This is a genomic window from Nocardia sp. NPDC127579, from assembly GCF_042672005.1.
Lineage (GTDB): Bacteria > Actinomycetota > Actinomycetes > Mycobacteriales > Mycobacteriaceae > Nocardia.
Window position 1 is genome coordinate 216,216 of record NZ_JBHXVZ010000004.1, and the last position, 19,479, is coordinate 235,694.

Annotated in this window: 18 protein-coding genes; 8 read left to right on the forward strand and 10 right to left on the reverse strand. The window is 68.6% G+C overall.

The features are described from left to right. Nucleotides 1-65 precede the first annotated feature (65 nt). Both ACFVMC_RS16260 and ACFVMC_RS16265 read left to right on the forward strand, forming a co-directional pair. Nucleotides 66-1,091 (forward strand): diiron oxygenase, encoded by a 1,026-nt coding sequence (locus ACFVMC_RS16260; RefSeq protein ID WP_379210955.1) that lies wholly within the window; start codon nt 66-68, stop codon nt 1,089-1,091. Nucleotides 1,092-1,094: 3 nt separating this feature from the next. Then, a complete protein-coding gene (locus tag ACFVMC_RS16265; RefSeq protein WP_379210956.1) occupies nt 1,095-2,678 on the forward strand; it encodes an FAD-dependent oxidoreductase in 1,584 nt (527 codons plus the stop codon). Between the two features lie 68 nt (nt 2,679-2,746). Here the strand turns inward: ACFVMC_RS16265 and ACFVMC_RS16270 are convergent, their stop codons facing one another. Next, entirely contained in the window at nt 2,747-3,523 is a 777-nt protein-coding gene (locus ACFVMC_RS16270) for an SDR family NAD(P)-dependent oxidoreductase (RefSeq protein ID WP_379210958.1), read from the reverse strand. 523 nt (nt 3,524-4,046) lie between these two features. Here ACFVMC_RS16270 and ACFVMC_RS16275 point away from each other — a divergent pair. Then, nucleotides 4,047-6,092 (forward strand): Hsp70 family protein, encoded by a 2,046-nt coding sequence (locus ACFVMC_RS16275; protein ID WP_379210960.1) that lies wholly within the window; start codon nt 4,047-4,049, stop codon nt 6,090-6,092. Nucleotides 6,093-6,224: 132 nt separating this feature from the next. Next, the gene (locus tag ACFVMC_RS16280) at nt 6,225-7,025 is read left to right on the forward strand and encodes an HAD hydrolase family protein (protein ID WP_379210962.1); all 801 of its coding nucleotides are present in this window, start codon (nt 6,225-6,227) and stop codon (nt 7,023-7,025) included. On the opposite strand, the gene ACFVMC_RS16285 is transcribed toward ACFVMC_RS16280, so the two are convergent. Beyond that, nucleotides 7,026-7,439 carry a VOC family protein gene (locus ACFVMC_RS16285; RefSeq protein WP_379210964.1) on the reverse strand — a complete coding sequence of 138 codons (414 nt, stop codon included), beginning with the start codon at nt 7,437-7,439 and terminating at the stop codon, nt 7,026-7,028. 97 nt (nt 7,440-7,536) lie between these two features. Here ACFVMC_RS16285 and ACFVMC_RS16290 point away from each other — a divergent pair, with 97 nt between their 5' ends. Beyond that, nucleotides 7,537-8,526, forward strand: a complete 990-nt coding sequence (locus ACFVMC_RS16290; protein ID WP_379210965.1) for a helix-turn-helix transcriptional regulator — start codon at nt 7,537-7,539, stop codon at nt 8,524-8,526. A gap of 254 nt (nt 8,527-8,780) precedes the next feature. Next, entirely contained in the window at nt 8,781-9,245 is a 465-nt protein-coding gene (locus tag ACFVMC_RS16295; protein WP_379210967.1) for a hypothetical protein, read from the forward strand. 199 nt (nt 9,246-9,444) lie between these two features. Here ACFVMC_RS16295 and ACFVMC_RS16300 read toward each other — a convergent pair whose 3' ends face one another. Then, nucleotides 9,445-10,125, reverse strand: a complete 681-nt coding sequence (locus tag ACFVMC_RS16300; RefSeq protein WP_379210969.1) for an SGNH/GDSL hydrolase family protein — start codon at nt 10,123-10,125, stop codon at nt 9,445-9,447. Further along, nucleotides 10,125-11,525: an MFS transporter gene (locus ACFVMC_RS16305; RefSeq protein ID WP_379210971.1), complete on the reverse strand. Its 1,401-nt coding sequence runs from the start codon at nt 11,523-11,525 to the stop codon at nt 10,125-10,127. The genes ACFVMC_RS16300 and ACFVMC_RS16305 overlap by 1 nt, the downstream gene beginning before the upstream one ends. Before the next feature lie 104 nt (nt 11,526-11,629). Here ACFVMC_RS16305 and ACFVMC_RS16310 point away from each other — a divergent pair, with 104 nt between their 5' ends. After that, on the forward strand, nt 11,630-12,235 hold the full coding sequence (locus ACFVMC_RS16310) for a TetR/AcrR family transcriptional regulator (RefSeq protein WP_379210973.1): 606 nt from the start codon (nt 11,630-11,632) through the stop codon (nt 12,233-12,235). A gap of 117 nt (nt 12,236-12,352) precedes the next feature. Here the strand turns inward: ACFVMC_RS16310 and ACFVMC_RS16315 are convergent, their stop codons facing one another. The 6 genes from ACFVMC_RS16315 to ACFVMC_RS16340 form a co-directional block, all read right to left on the reverse strand. Beyond that, complete coding sequence (locus ACFVMC_RS16315; RefSeq protein ID WP_379210975.1) at nt 12,353-13,102, reverse strand: sirohydrochlorin chelatase; 750 nt, start codon at nt 13,100-13,102, stop codon at nt 12,353-12,355. Beyond that, on the reverse strand, nt 13,102-14,388 hold the full coding sequence (locus ACFVMC_RS16320; RefSeq protein ID WP_379210977.1) for a sulfate adenylyltransferase subunit 1: 1,287 nt from the start codon (nt 14,386-14,388) through the stop codon (nt 13,102-13,104). The genes ACFVMC_RS16315 and ACFVMC_RS16320 overlap by 1 nt, the downstream gene beginning before the upstream one ends. Further along, complete coding sequence (gene cysD / locus ACFVMC_RS16325; RefSeq protein ID WP_379210979.1) at nt 14,388-15,335, reverse strand: sulfate adenylyltransferase subunit CysD; 948 nt, start codon at nt 15,333-15,335, stop codon at nt 14,388-14,390. Before cysD ends, ACFVMC_RS16320 begins: the two co-directional genes overlap by 1 nt. Then, on the reverse strand, nt 15,314-16,033 hold the full coding sequence (locus tag ACFVMC_RS16330; protein ID WP_379210981.1) for a phosphoadenylyl-sulfate reductase: 720 nt from the start codon (nt 16,031-16,033) through the stop codon (nt 15,314-15,316). The genes cysD and ACFVMC_RS16330 overlap by 22 nt, the downstream gene beginning before the upstream one ends. Before the next feature lie 18 nt (nt 16,034-16,051). Continuing rightward, nucleotides 16,052-17,770 carry a nitrite/sulfite reductase gene (locus tag ACFVMC_RS16335; RefSeq protein WP_379210983.1) on the reverse strand — a complete coding sequence of 573 codons (1,719 nt, stop codon included), beginning with the start codon at nt 17,768-17,770 and terminating at the stop codon, nt 16,052-16,054. Nucleotides 17,771-17,896: 126 nt separating this feature from the next. Then, nucleotides 17,897-17,989, reverse strand: coding sequence for an Ms4527A family Cys-rich leader peptide (locus ACFVMC_RS16340; RefSeq protein ID WP_379210985.1), 93 nt, complete (start codon nt 17,987-17,989; stop codon nt 17,897-17,899). A gap of 141 nt (nt 17,990-18,130) precedes the next feature. On the opposite strand from ACFVMC_RS16340, the gene hemW reads away from it, so the two are divergent. Further along, entirely contained in the window at nt 18,131-19,387 is a 1,257-nt protein-coding gene (gene hemW / locus ACFVMC_RS16345; protein WP_379210987.1) for a radical SAM family heme chaperone HemW, read from the forward strand. Nucleotides 19,388-19,479: the final 92 nt, after the last annotated feature.

Consider the following 19,479-nt stretch of genomic DNA (forward strand, 5'->3'; position numbering starts at 1 on the left):
ATCGACCGGCTCCGGTTGACGTCACCCGCCGTTGGTGTAACTATGGGATACAGTAAATCGGTCCCATGAGGAAGGCAGTGACGACGATGTCCGGAGCCCAGACCCCCGTCATCGATCCCGACCTGGAGAAGGCGCAGGAATACGCGGCCAAGCTCCTGTTGCTGTCCGAAGGGTCGGTCAACAGGCACTTCGACCCGTTCGAGGACATCGACTGGGACAACCCCGATTTCGCCGCCGACGCGGGCCCCGAACGCTGGATCCTGCCCGTTTCGGGCGATTCGCTGGGCCGGCACCCCTGGTACCAGGCCCTGCCGGACGATGTGAAGATCGCCATCGGCAAGTACCGCCAGGCCAATGTGGCCAAGGTCGGCCTCCAGTTCGAATCCATCCTGATCAGCGGCATGGTCACGCACAGCTTCGGCCTGCCCAACGGCGATCCCGAATTCCGGTACTGCTCCCACGAGATGATCGAGGAGCACAACCACACCCTGATGTTCCAGGAGATGGTGAACCGGATCGGCATCGACGTGCCCGGCATGGGCCCGCTGGTGAGCAAGTTCAAGTACATCGGCGCGCCCGTGGCCGCCCTGTTCCCGAACCTGTTCTTCATGGCCGTGCTGGCCGGCGAGGAGCCGATCGACCACATCCAGAAGGCGATCCTGCGCTCCGGCGAAGAGGTGCACCCGATCATGCGCGGCGTCATGGCGATCCATGTCGCCGAGGAGGCGCGCCACATCTCCTTCGCGCACGAGTTCCTGAAGATCCACGTGCCCGAGAAGAACGCCGCCGCCAAGTTCGTGCTCTCGATCGCCATGCCGATCGTCATGTTCATCCTGGGCCGCTCGATCTACACGCCGCCGCGCTCGTTCTGGCGCGAGTTCGACATCCCGGACTACGTGCGCAAGGAGCTGTTCTACGGCACCAAGGAAGCCAAGCAGGAGTTCAGTGACTTCTTCGGCGATGTGCGCACCCTGGCCAAGGACATCGGCCTGATGAACCCGATCGCCAAGGGCGTGTGGAAGCTGCTCGGCATCGATGGCCACACCACCCGCTACCGTTCCGAGCCGTTGCGCGCGGTCAAGGCCGGCTGACGAATGCCCTACGTCGTCACGCAGTCCTGTTGCAGCGACGCCTCCTGCGTCTACGCCTGCCCGGTCAACTGCATTCATCCCACACCGGACGAGCCGGACTTCCGGACCGCGGAGATGCTCTACGTGGATCCCGCGGCCTGTGTCGATTGCGGCGCGTGCGCGTCGGCCTGCCCGGTCGACGCGATCACCTCGTCGAAGAAGCTGACCGACGAGCAGCTGCCGTTCATCGAGATCAACGCGGACTTCTACCGGGAATCGCGCCCGCGCGCGGTACTGGCCCGCCCGGTGCCCGCGCCGGAGATCCGGACCCAGCGTGAGCCGCTGCGGGTCGCGGTGGTGGGCTCCGGACCCTCGGCCATGTACGCCGCCGACGAGCTGCTGACCCAGTCCGAAGTGTCGGTGACCGTGTTCGATCGGCTGCCGGTGCCCTACGGGCTGGCCCGCCACGGTGTCGCGCCGGATCACGGTCGCACCCGTCAGGTGAGCGCGCTGTTCGACGTGATCTCGGCGCAGCCCGGTTTCAGCTCGTATCTGAATGTCGAGGTGGGCAACCACATTTCGCATGAGGAGCTGCTCGAGCACTTCCACGCGGTGATCTACGCCGTCGGCGCGTCGGCGGACCGCAAACTGGACATTCCCGGTGAGGGGCTGCCCGGTAGCACCTCTGCCACCGATTTCGTGGCCTGGTACAACGGGCATCCGGATCACGCCGCGGACAGTATCGATCTGTCCCAGCGACGGGCGGTGATCGTGGGCAACGGCAATGTCGCGCTCGATGTGGCCCGGATCCTGACCAGTGATCCAGAAGCGCTGGCGGACACCGATATCGCGCCCTACGCGCTGCGGGCGTTGCGCGAGAGCAAGATCGAGGAGGTCGTCGTCCTCGGCCGCCGCGGTCCCGCCGAATCCGCCTTCACCGTGCCGGAATTCGTCGGTCTGCTCGGTGCGGACGTCGATATCGCCATCGAGGGCGAACTGCCGCCGTTGGATGGTGAGCTGCCCTTCCACGTCGAGCAGAAGCTGAAACTGCTGCACGGTGTGACGCAGCGGCCGTCGGGCAAGCGCAAGCGAATCGTGTTCCGGTACTTGGCTTCGCCCACCGAGATCCTCGGCACCGACCGGGTCACCGGCGTGCGGGTCGGCCGCAACGAACTCGTCACCGACTCCGAGGGCGTGCTGCGGGCCGCGGCCACCGGCGCCACCGAGGATCTGGAGGCCGGTCTGGTGCTCGCCTCCGTCGGCTACCGCGGCGTGCCGCTGACCGGTCTGCCGTTCGATCAGCGCGCCAATGTGATTCCGAATCTGGACGGCCGGGTGCTCACCGAATCCGGTGGCGCGGTCTTCCCGGGTTCCTATGTCACCGGCTGGATCAAGCGGGGCCCCACCGGGTTCATCGGTACCAACAAGTCCTGCGCGCAGCAGACCGTGCAGCAGTTGGCCGACGATTTCAATGCCGGCCGCCTGCCTCGACCGGCGCACAGCGCGGCGGAATTCGACCGGCTGATCCGTGCCCGGCAGCCCGCCGCGCGGTTCCGGGACAATGTCGAGCGCACCGGATCGCTGCGCCGCCTGCTCACCCGTTCCTGACAGCGGCCGATGGCCGGGATCCCGCATCGGGGTCCCGGCCATCGCCAGGTCAGGGGCGCGAAAGATGGTCAGCGGCTGGTGAATCCGCCATCGATCGACAGAGCCGCCCCGGTGATGAAACTCGCCTCGTCACTGAGCAGGTACGCGCAGAACGCCGCGATCTCGTCGGGCTGACTGATCCGCCCCATCGGGTGCATCGCCGCGATCATCGCCTCACCTTCGGGTGTCGCACCCATCGACGCCCGGAAGGCGGGGGTGTCGACCGCGCCCGAGGCGATCGCGTTCACCCGTACACCCAGCTCGGCGTTCTCCAGCGCGACCGCCTTGGTCAGCCCCACCACGCCGTGCTTGGCGGCGACATACGGTGCCACCGAACCCATTCCGACCACGCCCAGGTTGGAGGCGTTGTTCAGGATGGCCCCGCCGCCGGAGGCGAGAATCGCCGGAACCTGGTGCCGCAGACCGAAGAACACGCTGGTGAGGTTGAGTTCCAGATCGGCGCGCCAGTCCTGTTCCGCGACACCGCCTTCGACGGCCTCGGACACCGGGCCGTAGGCCAGGACCGCCCCGGCGTTGTTGAATGCCGCGTCCAGGCGGCCGAATTCGGTCAGCGCCGCCTGCGTGAGGGCGGCCACCTCGGCTTCGACGGTGACATCGGTGGGCACGAACAGCGCCCGCCCGCCGGCGGCCCGGATCTCGGCGGCCACCTGCTCGCCCGCGTCCTTCCCACGGGCGCCCAGCACCACTGCCGCGCCCTCGGCCGCCACCCGCTGGGCGACGGCCTTGCCGACGCCCGAGCTGGCGCCGGTGATGAGCACGACCTTGTTCGCGAACCGTGTGGACATGTTCGACTATCCCTTCTCTAGCTTGCGATTACGGCTCGGTTGAGCGCGTCGCTGTTCTCAGTCAACTGCCTCGGCGAAGCTGATGCTGGCGGGTTTCGGTCGCCACATTTGACGTGTCATGTATTTGGCCGGGCTGTGTCGGCTATGTACTGGTTACCGACTAGTCGGTGTGCGATGCCCGGGTTGTCCGGGCAGTTGCCGGAGGACGTTTTCCAATCCGACCGGCCGCGATGTTTCGATCGCTGAGTAATAGCGGAATCGAGTGCGCGCCAGGCGAATTCCGGCTTGTACAGGGGACTGGACTGTTTTTCCGCGCCCGATCTACCTGGACATATGGTCAAAAGTGGCCGGAACCCAAACGTTTCATACCGATTCGGATTCCGAAACGACGGGTCACCAGTTAACCTGTGGGAGCTGTTTGGAAGACGACCGCGGCCACATGGCTCGACTGTGTGCTGGACGTGGTCACGGTGCGTTGACGGGATAGCGAATGACTACAGTGCTGGGTTTCAGCATCGGTTCAGTGAACTCCGTATCCGCCGCGATGACCGGCGCGCGACCGCGCCCCGCGGTGCGTACGCGCCGCACGGCGGTGACCTTCGACGGGCTCGGCGTGGCCCGGGTCGGCGGCGTGCAGCAATTCAGCACGGCCATCACCGATTTCGCGGATCTGGCCCGCGATCCGGACGCCGTCGTTGTCGGCGGGCGGCTGTTCTCGCCCGCGAACCTGGTCGCGGCCGTGGTCAACGGCCTGCTCGACGCTGCCGAGTACGATCCCGCCGGAGCCGTGGCCACCTATCCGGCGGTCTACACCGATAAGCAGGTGGCGCTATTACGCCAGGCGCTGGACTTGGCCGGCGCCCGAGACGTCGTTTTGATCCCCGAACCCGTGGCCGCCGCCGAATGGCTGGAATCCGAGCACGGGCCCGCCGAACCCGGCTTCGTCCTGGTCTACGATCTCGGCGGCAACAGTCTGGATGTGTCGGTGGTCCGGGTCGGCCCCGACTGGGAGAACCATCCCGTCATCGGAAAGCCCTTGCGCTCCTACGAATTCGGCGGCCGACCGCTCGGCGCGCGGATCGCCCGCTGTGCGCGCGGCAGCGCACCGGACGGGTTGACCTCCTCGATGTCCATCAACGACATCGACGGGCTGCGCACCGCCCACATTCGCAAATCCTTCGACCTGGTGCGCCACTGTGTCCGCGCCAGCGGCCGCACACTGTCCGATATCGACCGGATCCTGGTCGTGGGCGGAGCGGCGCGGCCCAGGGAAGTGGCGGCCACCCTGGCCGAACTGGGCCGCCCGGTGGTGACCTCGGTGGATCCCGGTCAGGTGGTGGCCGCGGGTGCGGCCCGATTCGCTGCCCGGGTCTTCGCGCCCGCGGAGGGCCCGCACCATCCGCCGCGGGTCGCCGTATTCTCCAGCGCCGCAGTGGCTTCGGCGCTGGCGATGTCGGCCGCCACGGTGTTCGGCGGCGGCGTGGATCCCGATCTGTCGACGATTCTCGATCACTTCCCGGAGATCGGTCCCTCCAGCGATGTACTGCTCTACGACCCGAGCGGGGACGTGCTGGCCGACCTGAGACTCGCGGCGGGGCTACCGCGGCGCGCGCTGACGGCGACGCTGGTCGGGCATTCCGCGAGTCTGCCCGCCGGGCCGTGGGAGCGATCGATCCCGCGTGCGGAGCGGCCGCAGGGGCCGACCATGGCCGAATCCTCGCGCTCCCGGCTGGAGCGGCAACAGGATTGCTGCGGCACGGGGACGCTGTACGCGAACCCGGCCCGGTTCACCAATCCGCTGCCGTTCGAACGTTCGAGACCCGCGGTGAATCCCGCGCCGAATCCAGCCCCGGGGCCCGTGGCGAATCCAGCGCCCGCGCCGAACCCTGGTCCGGCACCGTCGGTTCCGTCCGTCGAGCTGCCCGCGACCGATCCGATTCCGAGTGTCAGCCTGCCGGACTATCCGGTGCCGTCCGCGCCGTCGGTACCGAGTGTGTCGCTGCCCGACTCCCCGGCTCCCGCGGTGAATCCACCGGTGGTTCCCGAGGTTTCGCCGCCCGCCTATCAGGCCCCGGCGTCGCCCAGCAGTCCGGCGACCGGCACCGGCGGCTACACCCCGCCCGATTCCAGCGCCTCCGCACCGAGCGTCGGTACGGATACCCCGCCCGATTCCAGCCCTTCCGCGCCGAGCGTCGGCACCCCGTCCGATACCGGTGCCTCCAACGGGACTTCCTCGAACGCCGCCGAGCCCGGCACCGGTACCTCGAATTCCGGTGGTGCGAACCATAATTCCTCCAGCTCGAGCAACTCCAGCGACAGCTCCGGCAATGGGACCTCCTCGAGCAACAGTTCCTCGTCGAGCAGCAGCTCGTCGAGCAGCAGCTCGTCGAGTAACAGCTCATCGAGCAGCAACTCGTCGAGCAGCAACTCGTCGAGTAACAGCTCGTCGAGCAGCAGCTCGTCGAGCAATAGCTCCTCGTCGAGTAGTTCCTCCAAGGGCTCCTCTTCATCCGGCGACAAATCCGGCGGCTCGGACAGCTCCGGCGGCGACGGCGGCTCCGACAGGTAGGTCCGCACTCGGAAGGCGTTCGCCGCGAGTTCTTCATCGTGCGGACTGTCGACGAAAGTTATGGCCGGTACCTGGAATACGGCCGTAGATCATTCGGGTGACGGAACGCGGTCGCCGATGCACAATGGGCTGGTGGTAGCTCTAGGGGGCGGTCCGCAGCTGATCGCGCTGGATGTGGACGGCACCCTGCTGGAATCCGGGTCGGCGATCAGTGCGCGAGTGGTCGAGGCGGTGCGTGCCGCGGTCGCCGCGGGCGCGCACGTGGTCGTCACCACCGGGCGCACCCTGCTCACCACCCGCCCGGTGCTGGCCGAACTGGGTCTCATCGACGGCCACGCGCTGTGCTCCAACGGTGCCGTGCACATCGATATTGCGCAGGACGTGCCGCTGGCGGTGCAGGCCTTCGATCCGGCGCCGGCCGTGCGGGCCTTGCGCGCGCTGTTCCCGGAGATGATCTTCGCGGTGGAGAAAGTGGGCGTCGGCACCTGGGCGACCGGTCTGAGTCCCGGTGAATTCTCGATCGGAGAATATCTGCTCGTCGATCACGGCGCGCTCAGCAGCGAGCCCACTCCCCGTTTGAACGGGTGGTGGCCCACCGGCTCGCAGGAGGAGATGCTGCGGCTGCTGGCACGGCTGGAGGTGCCCGAGGCCAGTTGGGTGCACGGCGAATTCGGGCCCTGGCTCACGGTGTCGCGCCGGGGCGTCTCCAAAGGTTGGGCGCTGGAACGACTCCGGATCGCCCTCGGTGTACCGCGCGAGCGCACCCTGGCCATCGGTGACGGCCACAACGATCGCGAAATGCTCACCTGGGCCGCCCATTCCGTGGCCATGGGCAATGCCGTCGACGAGATCCGCGACCTCGCCGACGAGATCACCGCGGACGTCGCCGACGACGGGGTCGCGCAGGTACTCGAGCGCTGGTTCCGCGCCTGATCAGGCGCCGCCGGTGCGGCCGAGCACGTCGAGGTAGTGCGGGTTGGACATGATGCCGACGATATTGCCGAACGGGTCGATCACCGCGGCGGTCACGAACCCGGTGCCCTCGCCGCGCGGGGTGATCGGTTCGTACTCCTTCGCGCCCATCGCGAGCAGCCGCGCGAAGGTCGCTTCGAGATCGTCTACGTGCCAGTTCACGAATCCGCCGCCGCCGGGCTGATTGCGCGCCCCGGCCGGTGCGTAAGCGCGGTTGATGATGCCGAGCTCGTGCTGGTAGTCGCCGATGCGGAACTCGTAGTAGCCGTTCGGCACATGGAAGTACGGCTGTACGCCGAGGAATTCGGCATACCAGTCCTTGGCGGCTTCGAGATCGTCGGCGTAGTAGGTGGTGGTGGCCATTCCGCGCAGCATGTCTGTCTCCTCGGTTGTCGGCGTCGATCAGGTTGTGCGTTCAGCATCGCGCGTAAAGTACGCACCGAATGAGCACTTTTAGAGGGAGAATTTCTCCATGCGAGCAGACCGGTTGGTGGCGACCCTGTTGTTGATGCAGACCCGGGGCCGGGTGACGGCCGCGGAGATCGCCGAGGAGCTGGAGGTATCGGTCGCGACCGCGCGCCGTGATCTCGAGGCGCTGTCGACCGCGGGCGTCCCGGTCTATCCGCAGCCGGGGCGCGGCGGCGGCTGGCAGCTGGTCGGCGGGGCGCGCACCGATCTGAGCGGTTTGACCGCGCCGGAAGCGCGGGCGCTGTTCCTGCTGACGGGTTCGGCGACTGGCGGGGAACCGGAGGTGAAGTCGGCGCTGCGCAAGCTGGTGCGCGCGCTGCCGCAGACCTTCCGGGGCGAGGCCCAAGCGGCCGCCGACGCGGTGGTGATCGATCCGGCGCGCTGGGGTCAGCATGACCGCACCCGGCCCGCAACGGTCACCCTGCTTCAGCAGGCGGTGGTCGAAAGACGAAGGGTGCGTATCGATTACGAGCGCTCGGGGCAGCGCACCCAGCGCCTGGCCGACCCGTGGGGCCTGATCGACAAGGACGCGGTCTGGTATCTGATCGCGGGTACCGAGCGCGGCAAGCGCACCTTCCGGGTCGACCGCATCGCCGCCGCGCAGCTCACCGACGAAACCTTCGACCGTCCAGCCGATTTCGACCTCTCGGCCGCCTGGGACGCGGTGGTGGGGGAGATGGAGCAGCGCCGGGCAGCCACCGCGGCCACCGTCCTGATCTCCGCCGAGCTGCTCCCCGTCCTCCAGCACCAGCAGGGCCGCCACTGCGAAGTCGACGGCCCCGTCCCCGACGGCCGCGTCCAGGTCCGCGTCACTGCCCCCACCCCGAACATGGTGGCCCGCCAGCTCGCCGGCTGGGCCCCCGACATCGAAGTTCTCGGCCCCGAGCCGGTCCGCGCCGAACTTCTCCGGCTCGGCCACGAACTGGTACAGCGTTACTCGGATCGACCGGGCTCGGCCGTGCCGCCGGCGATCAGTTCGGTAGTCGGCACCTGACGCTCGGCGCTGGTGTGGCCACGAACCGACCGCAACCGGTTGAGTCCGAACGGTTCTCGATAGTCGAGTGCGGTGCGGATTCGGGTAACGGGTCGCCCTATGTGCGGTGCGAGGGGATTTCGTCCGGCCGATAGTGTGATCGTATGGATCACGCTGCGCTGTTGGAACTCTGGGACCGACGATGGCCACTGTGTCCCCCTGAGGCCGATGCGTTGAAGCGGGTCTTTCCGGACCGGTGGGTACGGTTTCACAGCTTGCCGGAGTCGAAACGTTATGCGGACTCGGCTGCGGAGTACGGCGTGTTGCTCGGCCGGTACAACACCGTTCTCGACGAATTGTTCACGGGGCAAGAGGTCTATCTCGTCACCTGTGATTGGTCCGACCGGCCGGAACCGGGTGCGCGGCCCGCGGAACACATCGAATGGCATCCGGGCGCGGAGCACTGGACCTCGGTCTGCGCGGATCCGGCGGAGGACGACCCCTACTACACCCACCTGTTCGTGAGCCGGATCTCGTGGCGAATCGGTGTGATCGACGATCTGCTCCGCGCGGTCGCCGACGATGCCACCGCGGGCGTCATGGTCGCGGATTCGGAACTGCGGCGCATCCACCATCCCTATGACGGCGGCGCGGACGTCCTGCTGCCGACCAGGGCGGAACGGGACCTGCTCAGGAATCGGCACGCGGACTGGCTTTCCAGTCACCCCGAAGGGCTCTGAGCCGGCGGGCGATCAGATCTTTCGAACTGCTCGATCGCCGGGACCACGTGGTGCACGGTGCCGATGACGTGCAGCACACCGACCGCACCCGGATCGATCGCCCGGGTGCGGTCCGTCCCGCGGTTCGGCGAATGCTGCGGTCGCCGAACCGACCGGGCCGCAGACGGTTCGGGACCTTCCGGTCGCGGCCCGGCGCAGGTCACCGGTGGGCTGGGATCCGATCACTCAGGGCGCGAACCATTTCGGTCGCCACCACGGCGTGGCCGCTGGTGGTGAAGTGGATCAGGTCGGCGCTCATCAGGTTCTCGCGCAGGCGCAGCGGATGGTCCCAGAACTCGACCAGCAGCGCGCCGTGACGGTCCGCTACGGTGCGGATGATGTCGTTGAGCTGGGCCATGCGGGGTCGCATCGGGCGCATGGGTGCCAGGCGTTCGACCGTCCAGACGTCGGCGACGGTGAACGTGGTGACCTGGGCGCCGGTCGCGCTCACCGCGTCGAACAGGGTGTCCAGATTGGCCCGCAGCTCGTCCGGATCGCCGCCGGGGTGGAACAGGTCGTTGCCGCCGCAGCTGAGATGGACCAGGTCCGGCTCGAAATCCAGGATGCGGGGCAGCTGCTCGGTCAGCACCTGCGTACTGGTCGCGCCGACAGCGGCGGTGTTCAGGTAGGCCAGCGCGGGATTGACGGCCGTCAGGTGCCCGGCGAGGCGGTCGGCCCAGCCGCGCGTGCCGTAGCCCGGGCTCGGATCCCCGACGCCCCGGGCGATCGAGTCGCCGAGCACGGCGAAACGCTGCCATGGCGCGCCGGCCAGGCGCTGCTGTGCCTCGGGTGCGGACAGGACCAGGGGATCGTCGGCTTCGGTGCGAATGGTGTTGTGCATCAGCGGTTCTCCTTCGAAGCGGGGACGGCGAGGACGAGTGCGGCGAGCACGGTGATGCCCGCGCAGACGGCGAACAGGGTGTGGAAGGCCGCGAGCGGCTCGCCCGGGTGGCCGGCGAAGATCGCGGCCAGTATCGCCACGCCCAGCGCGCCGCCGACCTGCCGGGCGGTGAGATTCATGCCGATGCCCGCGGCGAACTGGTGCGGCGGTGTGGCATTCGCGGCCGCGGTGCCGAGCACGGTGACCACGATGCCGACACCGCCCCCGCCGAGCAGGCCCGCGGGCACCCACGCCGTCCACAGGGCGGGTTCGGGACCGAAAGCGTCGGTGCTCATCCACGCCAGGGCGGCGACGAACAGTGCCGCACCGAGCACACCCACCGCGCGTCGGGCGCGCTCCGTAGTGGCCCGGCCCGCCAGGGTGGCGGTGACCATCGACGACACCGCGCCCACGGTCAGGGCGCCCGCCGCGGCCAGGACCGAATAGCCCCAGATCGCGTCCAGGAACAGTGGTCCCGCGAGCAGCCAGGCAAACATGGCCGCCCCGAAGACGAACGAGCCCGCGTTGGCCAGCGCGTAGGGGCGGCTGCGCCACAGGTCGACCGCGATCGCCGGGTTGCGGTGTGCGCGTGCGCGAATCATCGCGATGCCCAGCAGGACGACGCCGACGACCAGGCACGCGAGGGTGGCCGGAGCGGTCCAGCCCCAGCGGGTGCCCTCGGTGACTCCGGCGACCACGCCGCCGAGCCCGAGTGCCACGGCGGCGGTGCCGATCGGGTCGGGCAGCGCCCGATCGGCGATCGCGGTGTCCGGCACGATGATTCGCAGTCCGGCCAGGATCAGGCCCAGCGCCACCGGCACATTGATGAAGAAGACCGCCCGCCAGTCGAATACCTCGATCAGTGCGCCGCCGACCGCCGGGCCGACTACCGCGGCGAATCCGCCTGCCGCGGACCAGGCGGCGATCGCGGCGCCGATCTTCTCGCGCGCGGTGACGGCGAGGACCAGGCCGAGGCCGGTGGGCACCATGAGCGCGCCCGTCGCACCCTGCGCCAGCCGACCGGCGATCAGCCAGCCCGCGGTGGGCGCGAGCGCGCACAGCAGCGAGGTGAGCGCGAAACCGGCCAGCGCGAGCAGGAATACGCGCCGTCGGCCCAGCGCGTCGGCAAGACGGCCCGCGGGGGTGAGCAACGCGGCGTAGGCGACGGCGTATCCGCTGACCACCCAGGTGAGTGTGCTGGCGGCGGTTTCGGGATAGGTGCGGGCGATGGCGGGGAAGGCGATATTGACCACGGACAGGTCGAGGAAGGCGATGAATCCGGCGCCGCAGGCGATCAGCAGGGTGCCGGTGGCGGCGCGCGCGGTCGGCGGGGTGCCGGGCCGCACGGACACTTCGGTCATGAGGGGATCCTTCGAGTTGGCGAAACAAAACGCACGATCGTTCGTCCAATAAAAATACGACCGACCGTTCGTCTTTGCAAGACCGAAGTGGAAGAATGGCGGACATGAATGAACCCGCGACCTCGGATCAGCGGCTGGCCAAGGGCGCGCGGTCCCGGGCCTCGATCGCCCGGCACGCCGCCGACGTCGCGTCGGTGGAAGGCTTGAACGGGGTCACCATCGGCCGGCTGGCCACCGATCTCGGGATCAGCAAGAGCGGGATCGCCACGCTGTTCGGCAGCAAGGAATCGCTACAGCTGGCGGCCGTGAAGGCGGGCCGCGACGCCTTCGTCACCGAGATCATCACGCCCAGCCTGAACGAGCCGCGCGGGCTGCCGCGCGTTCGCGCCCTGATCGACCGCTGGTTCGCGCACATCACCGAGCCGTTCTTCCCGGGCGGTTGCTTCCGCACCGCGGCGCTCACCGAATTCGACAGCAAGCCGGGCCCGGTCCGCGACGCCCTCGTCGCGGACCATAGCGCCTGGCTCGCCTTCCTGGCCGAGGAGATCCGCAAAGCCCAAGCGCAGGGCGAACTCCCGGGCGTGGACCCGGACATGCTCGTCTTCGAACTCGACGCCGTCGTCAGCGCCGCCAACACCGCCCGCCAAATCGGCGACGACACCAAGGTCACCTTGGCCCGCGCCATCACCGACCGCCTCCTCAACGCCTGACAGCATCGTCGAAACGCCGCCACGCGCCGCAGCTCCAGGCGGTGGCGCGGGGCCGATGGCGCTGAACGATCCAGCACAAATGACGAGCCCGGCACGCGGTCGGCGGCCGAAAGTGGTTCAGGCGGTGCGGGCCAGCGGGATCTGGGCGTCGGCGTAGCGGTCCAGGGTGATGGCGGTGAGGGCCGGGTGCGGGCCGATCACGGCCGAGTGGCGCAGGGTGGGGGCTGTGGCGATCAGGCGGTCGGTGAGCAGGCCGGGCGCGAGGAACCAGGGGGCGATCAGGACTTCATCCGCACCACGGGCGCGCAGATTCGCGACGGCCGCGGTAACCGTGGGTTCGGCGGTGGCGAAGCAGATCTCGGTCTGCCATCCGGTCAGTGCGGCGAGCGCACGAGCCACCCCGGTGGTGCGGGCATTGGCGGCGGGGGAGGAGGACCCGACGGCCGCCACCGCCACGCCGAGGCGGCGGGAAACGCTGGGGCGCAGGGCATTCGGAACAACTTCGAGAACCCGGTCGCGAAGCGCGCCGACCAGCCGGGCGTCCGGGCCGAGCACGTCGGCCTGGGTGAGCCGCAACCGCGGATGCCGCGCCCGCGCGGCATCCAGCAGCCCGGGCAGATCGACCCGGGCGTGAAAAGCGCTGCCCAGCAACAGCGGTGCCACTACGGCATGCGTATGTCCCTGGGCGGCAACAGCATCCACGACCTGCTCCACCGAGGGTGCGCTCAGATCGAGGAAGGCGAGCCGGACGTCGAGATCCGGCCGGGCGGCGGCGATCCGGGCGATCACCGCCGCCATGGTGGCGGCCGACCGCGGATCGCGGCTGCCGTGGGCAACCGCGATCAGCACGGGCGGGGAACCGAACATCAGGCGGGCGCGCCGACCTCGACAGCGGTCAGCACATCCCCGACCAGGCCCGCGCCGAGCGTATTGCCGCCCGCGGGATCGATCAGCAGGAAGCTGCCGGTGTGCCGGTTGGCGCGATAGTCATCGGCCGCGATCGGCTCGGCGACCCGCACCGAGATGCGTCCGATGTCGTTGAGCTCCAGCGTTTCCGGGTTCGGCACCGCGGTCAGGTTCTGCTCGTCGAAGCGCTCCACGAGCGCGCCCACGATCGCCTGGGTGGTGCGGGTGCCGTGCTTGAGCAGCAGCCGCGCGCCGGGACGCAGCGGCTTGTCGCCCAGCCAGCAGACGGTGGCGTCGAAACTGTCGATCGGCTCCGGCGCGTCGGCGACCGAGGCGATGATGTCGCCGCGCGAGATGTCGACCTCGTCGGCCAGCAGCAGCGTGACGCTGCGCCCGGCCTGCGCGACCGCGAGCTCACCATCGGGGGTGTCGACGCGCTCGACGGTGGTGCGAATCCCGCTGGGCAGCACCACGATCTCGTCGCCGGGCGACACCGAACCGGCCGCGATCTGCCCCGCGTAACCCCGGTAGTCCGGGTAGTCGGCGGTGCGCGGGCGGATCACGTACTGCACCGGGAACCGCAGCCCGAGCGCGGTGTTGTCGGCATCGACCGGCACCGATTCCAGGTGCTCGATCAGCGAGGGCCCGTCGTAGTACGGGGTGTTGTCCGAGCGGGAGGCGATATTGTCGCCGTGCAGCGCCGACACCGGGATCTCCACCACGTCCTCGGCCGCCCAGCCGAGAGTCTTGGTGAGCGTGTTGAATTCGGCGGAGATGTCAGCGAACACTGTCGCAGGGTCGTCGACCAGGTCGATCTTGTTGACCGCGAGCACCAGCTTCGGCACGCCGAGCAGTGCGAGCACCGCGGCATGGCGGCGGGTCTGCTCGATGACGCCCTTGCGGGCATCGACCAGCAGGATCACCAGCTGCGCCGTGGACGCGCCGGAGACCGTGTTGCGGGTGTACTGCACGTGCCCGGGCGTATCGGCGAGCACGAACGACCGCTTCGGGGTGGCGAAGTAGCGGTAGGCGACATCGATGGTGATGCCCTGCTCCCGCTCGGCCCGCAGCCCGTCGACGAGCAGCGACAGATCCGGCGTGGCCAGACCCTTGTCGACCGAGGCGCGAGTGACCGCGTCGATCTGGTCGGCGAGCACCGATTTCGTGTCGTAGAGCAACCGCCCCACCAGCGTGGACTTGCCATCGTCGACCGAACCGGCGGTGGCTAGGCGAAGTAGGTCGGCCATCAGAAGTAGCCCTCTCTCTTGCGGTCTTCCATGGCGGCCTCGGATACGCGGTCGTCGCCACGCGTCGCTCCGCGCTCGGTCAGTCGGGACGCGGCCACCTCGGCGAGGATCGCCTGGTTGTCGGCGGCGTCGGAAAGGATGGCGCCGGTGGTGGATCCGTCGCCGACGGTGCGGTAGCGCACCGAAAGCTCTTGCAACTCTTCGCCTTCGCGCGGCCCACCCCACACGCCCGGCGTCATCCACATGCCGTCGCGCTGGTAGACCGGGCGCTGGTGCGCGTAGTAGATGCTGGCCAGATCGATGTCCTCGCGGGCGATGTAGCGCCAGATGTCGAGTTCGGTCCAGTTCGACAGCGGGAACACCCGCACGTGCTCACCGGGAGCGTGGCGGCCGTTGTAGAGGTTCCACAGCTCGGGCCGCTGCCGCTTGGGATCCCACTGTCCGAAGGCGTTGCGCAGCGAGAAGATCCGCTCCTTGGCGCGCGAGCGCTCCTCGTCGCGGCGGCCACCGCCGAACACCGCGTCGAAACGGTGTTCGGTGATGGCGTCCAGCAGCGGCACGGTCTGCAGCGGGTTGCGGATGCCGTCGGCGCGCTCGGTGAGCCGGCCGTCGGCGAGGTAATCCTCCACCGATGCGACATGCAGGCGCAGACCGTACTTCTCGACCACCTTGTCCCGGAACTCCAGCACCTCGGGCAGGTTGTGCCCGGTGTCGACGTGCAGCAGCGCGAACGGCAGCGGCGCGGGCCAGAAGGCCTTGAGCGCCAGATGCAGCAGCACCGTGGAGTCCTTGCCGCCGGAGAACAGGATCACCGGCCGCTCGAATTCGCCTGCCACCTCGCGGAAGATGTGGATCGCCTCGGACTCGAGCGCCGCGAGGGTGTCGAAATCCGTGATGCCCAGCGCGCGTTCACTGATGGTTTCGGTCATGACTGATGCAACCCGCATTCGGTCTTGGCGAGGCCGGCCCAACGGCCGCTTCGCGGATCGGATCCCGGCTCCGGCTTCCGTGTGCACGGAGCGCAGCCGATGGACGGATATCCCTCTTCCACCAGGGGATTGACGAGGATGCCGTGAGTGTTTATGTAGTCCTGCATCTCGTCGTCGGACCAGGGTGCGATCGGGTTGATCTTCACCAGGCCGAAGGCTTCGTCGTAGGAGATCAGCGGCGCGTTCGCGCGGGTGGGCGCTTCCACCCGCCGGATGCCGGTCACCCAGGCGTTGTATCCCACGAGCGACTTCTGTAGCGGCACCACCTTGCGCAGGCGGCAGCACTCGGCGGCGTCGCGGGCGAACAGGTCCTTGCCCAGCAGTCGATCCTGTTCGGCGACAGTGTTCTCCGGGCGCACATTGATCACATTCACCCCGTACACGGCCTCCACCGCGTCCCGGGTGCCGATGGTCTCGGCGAAGTGATAGCCGGTGTCCAGGAACAGGACATCGACACCGGAGTGGATCTGCGCGGCCAGGTGCACCAGCACCCCGTCCTGCATATTGGAGGCGACGATGTAGCCGTCACCGAAGGTCCGCTCGGTCCATTCCAGCAGCTGCACCGCCGTGGCGTCCGGGCCGAGTTCGGCCGCGCCCTGTTCGGCGATGGCCCGCAACTCGTCCTCGGACAGCTTGGCCGTGAGTTTCGTTGTCATTGTCGAGATCTCCCGTTCCTACCGAAGGTCCGCCTCGTCGGCGCGAACCGCCCACTGCGCGAAGCGCTCCGCACCGTCGCGGTGCTTGAGGAAGTTGCGCACGACCCGTTCGATGTAGTCGCCGAGCTCGTCGCTGGTCACCTTGTGCTGGCGCAGCTTGCGGCCGAAGGCGCTGTCGAGGCCGAGGCTGCCACCGAGGTGAACCTGGTAGCCCTCCACCTGATTCCCGTTGCCGTCGTCGACCAGTTGTCCCTTGAAACCGATGTCGGCGATCTGGGATCGGCCGCAGGAGTTGGGGCAGCCGTTGATATTGATCGTGATCGGCACGTCCAGGTCGGCGTTGATGTCGGCCAGCCGCTGTTCCAGTTCGGGCGCGAGCACCTGCGACCGCTTGCGGGTCTCCACGAACGACAGCTTGCAGAATTCGATGCCGCTGCACGCCAGCAGGTTTCGCCGCCAATGCGACGGGCGGGCCTGCAAGCCGAGCGGTTCGAGATCGGTGATCAGCTGCTCGATCCGGTCGTCGGCGACGTCGAGCACGATCAGCTTCTGGTACGGGGTGAACCGGACCCGGTCCGAGCCGGCCCGGGCCATCGCGTCGGCCACCTGCTGCAGGATGGTGCCGGAGACACGACCGGCGATCGGGGTGAAGCCGACCGCGTTGAGCCCGTTGCGCAGCTTCTGGACGCCGATGTGGTCGATCGGGCGCGACGGCTGCTCCGGTGCCGGACCGTCGATCAGCTTGCGCTTCAGGTACTCGGTTTCCAGCACCTCGCGGAACTTCTCGATGCCCCAGTCCTTGATCAGGAACTTGAGCCGGGCCTTGGTGCGCAGCCGCCGGTAGCCGTAGTCGCGGTAGAGCGCGACGACGGCCTCCCACACATCGGGCACCTCCGCCAGCGGCACCCAGGCGCCGAGGCGCTGGGCCAGCATCGGGTTGGTGGACAGGCCGCCGCCGACCCAGACATCCAGGCCGGGACCGTGCTCGGGATGCTCGACGCCGATGAAGGCGACGTCGTTGATCTCGTGCACCACGTCCTGCTGACCGGAGATGGCGGTCTTGAACTTGCGCGGCAGGTTCGAGTACTTCTTGTCGCCGATGTAGCGCTGGACGATCTCGTCGATGGCGGGGGTCGGGTCGAGCACCTCGTCGAAGGATTCACCCGCGAGCGGGGAGCCGAGCACCACGCGCGGGCAGTCGCCACAGGCCTCGGTGGTCTGCAAACCGACCTCTTCGAGCCGTCGCCAGATCTCCGGCACGTTCTCGATCTCGATCCAGTGGTACTGGACGTTCTCGCGGTCGGACAGGTCGGCGGTGTCGCGGCCGAACTCGGTGGAGATCTCACCGAGGGTGCGCAGCTGGCGCGCGTTCAACGCGCCGCCGTCGCAGCGCACCCGCATCATGAAGTAGGGGGCCTCGAGCAGGTCGATGTTCTCGTCGCCGGTGTAGGTGCCGTCGTAGCCCTGCTCGCGCTGGGTGTAGAGACCCCACCAGCGCATGCGGCCGCGCAGGTCGGCCTTGTCGATCGAGTCGAAACCCTGCTTCGAGTAGATGTTCTCGATGCGCGCGCGCACATTGAGCGGGTTGTCATCCTTCTTGGACTGCTCGTTGGCGTTGAGCGGCTCACGGTAGCCGAGCGCCCACTGGCCCTCGGACTTGCGGCGCACGGGCTTTCCGGTGCGCTCGCGCCGGGCTACGGGCTTGGGCTGTTCGCTGGCGTCGGTTGTCGACGTCATAGGGGTGCTCCTGGGGTGGGGACTGCATCGGCTGGGGGCACGAGGGGCTGACTCGAACCCGCGGTAGCTTGCGGACCGATGCGATTTCGACTGTGCCGGGGAGACCCGGGAATGCGCGCCGCTCTGCTACCGGAGGGAACCGGGCAGACAACAGGCACTGCAAACGCGCTTGAAGTCGACGTGGCGACGAGCCACGAGTCGTACTCCAGAGGTGCGCATGAAACTGATTGTGCCACGTCAAACGGGTCGTTCCGACCCGGAGTCCGATATTTCCCCCGATTTCGCGGGAAATCCCCAGCATGACCGAGCCGCAATGTGACAGCCGTCATAGATCACCGCGGTCGCGCCGTCGGCCGCCGCATGAAGTGGATCACGTGGGCGGGTGCGAGCCGTTTCGCGGGCGATGGTCACACTGGTGGGGTGAGTCCTTCCGCCGACCCCGAAGCGACCGCGCCCGCACTGCACGACTTCGGGGGCGGCCCGTTCGGCGTCTATATCCATGTCCCGTTCTGTGCCACCCGCTGCGGGTACTGCGACTTCAACACCTACACCGCCGGTGAGCTGGGCAGCTCCGCCTCGCCGCAGTCCTGGCTCGCGGCGCTGCGTGGTGAACTGGCCGCCGCGGCCACGGCCTTCGGGCAGCTGCCCACCGAGACGCCGGAGGTCGCAACGATTTTCGTCGGTGGCGGTACGCCGTCACTGCTCGGCGGTGACGGCCTGGCCGAGGTGCTGGCCGCCGTCCGCGCCGAATTCACCCTCGCCGCCGACGCCGAGGTGACCACCGAGTCGAACCCCGAATCGACCTCGCCGGAGTTCTTCGAGCGGCTGCTCGCGGGCGGATTCACCCGGATCTCGCTGGGCATGCAGTCCGCCGCGCAGCACGTATTGCAGGTGCTCGATCGCACGCACACGCCGGGCCGCGCTGTCGCCGCCGCCAAGGAGGCGCGCGCGGCCGGGTTCGAGCACGTCAATCTGGACCTCATCTACGGCACCCCGGGCGAACGTGACGCCGATCTGGACGCCAGCCTGGACGCCGTCCTGGACGCCGGGGTCGATCATGTCTCGGCTTACTCGCTGATCGTGGAGGACGGCACCGCGCTGGCCCGCAAGGTGCGCCGCGGCGAACTTCCGGCTCCCGACGACGACGTGCTCGCCGCCCGCTACGAGCGCATCGATTCCCGCCTCAGGGCCGCCGGTCTGTCCTGGTACGAGGTATCCAATTGGGCGGCAGGCGATTCCGCGCGCTGCCGGCACAACCTCGGCTACTGGGACGGCGGCGACTGGCTGGGTGCGGGCCCCGGCGCGCACAGCCACGTCGGCGGCGTGCGCTGGTGGAACGTCAAGCATCCGGCCCGCTACGCCGACCGCGTCGCCCAGGGTGGGCTGCCCGCAGCAGGGTGGGAGGCCCTGTCGGCGCAGGAGCGCTACACCGAACGCGTCATGCTGACCGTCCGTCTGCGCTCCGGGTTGCCGTTGACCGACCTCGATGCCGCGGGCCGCGCGGCGGCCGAGCGCGTCGTCGCCGACGGTCTGGCGCGGCAGGCCGGCGATCGCCTGGTGCTCACCGACCGTGGCCGCCTGCTCGCCGACGGTGTCGTCCGCGACCTGCTGACCTGATCGCGGTTGCCGTCGAATCGCTCGCGCCCCGTGGTGATCTCGGCGTGGTCCCGCTGTGTGATCGCACAACGGCCGCTGCCCATGTTTGCGCG